The sequence below is a fragment of the Collinsella sp. CLA-ER-H6 genome (assembly GCF_040092305.1).
GTDB lineage: Bacteria > Actinomycetota > Coriobacteriia > Coriobacteriales > Coriobacteriaceae > Collinsella.
The window spans coordinates 1-2,077 of record NZ_JBBNLS010000034.1 but is presented as its reverse complement, the minus strand read 5'-3'; the positions used below and the strand labels follow the sequence as shown (position 1 = coordinate 2,077).

2 protein-coding genes are annotated in these 2,077 nt (G+C 55.8%); both read right to left on the bottom strand.

Annotation, left to right across the window (positions count from 1 at the left end; genetic code table 11):
- Positions 1-677: 677 nt before the first annotated feature.
- Positions 678-1,802 carry an aminotransferase gene (locus tag AAAX77_RS09755; RefSeq protein ID WP_349106082.1) on the bottom strand — a complete coding sequence of 375 codons (1,125 nt, stop codon included), beginning with the start codon at positions 1,800-1,802 and terminating at the stop codon, positions 678-680.
- A gap of 149 nt (positions 1,803-1,951) precedes the next feature.
- Positions 1,952-2,077 (bottom strand): arginine deiminase family protein (locus AAAX77_RS09750; protein ID WP_229770747.1); only part of this gene is annotated, 126 nt, incomplete at its 5' end.

Below are 2,077 nucleotides of genomic sequence, written 5' to 3'. Positions count from 1 at the left end.
CGAGCTCGTCGGGCGGCAGGTTGAGGAGCTCGTCGCCGGGACGGTGCAGGCAGACCTTCCTGAGCTTGCCGATCTCGGAAGGCACGTGCAGACCTTTCGTCATGGCCTCCTACCTTTCTTTCGGGCCCTTGTCAGGGCCGATTCGTTAGCGCCCCTCCGTGTGAGGCGTTATTGCTGACGACATATTTATATCCAAAATCAGCTCATACTTCCACCTTGCCCACGAACGGTTTTTTATAGGGGGTGAACGGCATACACATATACTTCACGCATGGCACACTTCATCTTAATAAAGCCTATTTACGTGCTTAAACGCGTTTTCAATCCTGAAATCAAATGGAACTAAACTTTGCTAAACTATCCTTAAATTGCATATTTACAATAAAGCTATGAATAGAAGTAGCGGTTCATACCGTGTCTCAACCATTTTCAATTTTATTCAGAAAAAAGTTTGTTCTATTCATTTCTGGTAAATAAATTACCGTTTACCAAACGCTTGATACCGTTCACCGGAAACTCAGTATAAGGCCCAGCGGATACCGACTCGCTTTACGGCTCCATTTGTAACAACTTGACTTCTCGGTATAGAAAAATGGACCCGCTTCCCCTAGGGAAACGGGTCCATTTTCGATTATCTTCGGCCAATTTAGATAAGGCCTTCGAAGATCACCGGAATCCTAGCGATCAAACTCCGCCAGCGCCTCGCCCAAAAGCCTCAGGCCCTCACGCAGAACGTCCTCGCTCGCGCAGTAGCCCAGGCGTGCGCCACAGGGAAGCTCAAAGCGGCTGCCGGGTACCAGCAGCACTCCCCTCTCGGACAGCAGGCGCTTGCAGAACTCCTCGTCGTCCTCGGGAATATCCAGCTGGATAAACGAGGTAGACACGCCCTGCGGGGCCGTCCAGGAAACGCGATGCTGCGTATCGATCCAAGCCTGCGCGATATCGCGGTTGCCAAACACGATCTTGCGATTGCGCTCGAGGATCTTGTCCTTGTGCTCAAGCACATAGGTCGCCAGGGCATCGTTGAACACGCCGCCGCAGATCATGGTGTAATCGCGATAGGTACGGATGCGGTTGGACACCTCTTCGTCTGCCACGACCCAGCCCACGCGGGCCGCAGGCGTCGAATAGGTCTTCGACAACGAGTTGGTGACAACGGCCCTCTCGTACACGTCGACCATCGACATAAAGGACTCAGTGTTTTCGAGCGGCAGATACACCTCGTCGCACAGCACGTAGGCGCCCACCGAACGGGCGATCTCGGCAATCTGGCCGAGCATATCGGCATCGAGTACCGTACCGATGGGGTTCGATGCGTTGTTGATGCAGATGAGCTTGGTGTTGGGGCGCACCAAGCGCTTGAGTTCCTCGATATCGGGCTTCCAGCCGAGCTCCTCGCGAAGCTCCCAATACTCGACCTCGGCGCCCAGCGTGCGCGGAATCTCGTAGAGCGGCGCGTAGGTGGGCCACTCGGCGATAACATCGTCGCCGGGCTCGACCACAGCCATGATGGCGTTGAGGTTAGCGCCCGTGCAGCCATTGGTCTGCAGAATGTGATCGGGATTGACCTCCCGACGATACAGCTTGGCAACCTCGGCCTTAAACTCCGGCGAGCCCTCGATCCAGCCGTAGTTCATCTTCTCGCGGTCCAGGCGCTCGTAGAACGTGGCGCCGTCCTGTTCATCGAGCGCGCGCAGCTCGCCCATGGTGAGCGACGAGATCGTCGACTGGGCGATGTCCCACGTGGCACTTTTCTCCCAAACGTTGAGCCATTCCTCAACGCCAATCGTCTTGATGTCCATGGCCAAGCTCCTTACAAAAGCAGTCATCCAATCGTGTTGACGTTCCTCATACAAGATTGGGGCGGTGCGAAAACCCGCACCGCCCCAATGGGAGACATCTAATGGCAGCTAGATGTATGTATTATGACCTGTACGGGTCCTTGAAGACCTTAGAGGTCCTCGCGCCAGAAGGGCATGCTCATGCAGCGCGGGCCGCCGCGGCCGCGGGAGAGCTCGGCGGAGGGCACGACGAGAAGGTCCAGGCCCTCCTTGTACAGCACGTCGTTGGTGACGGT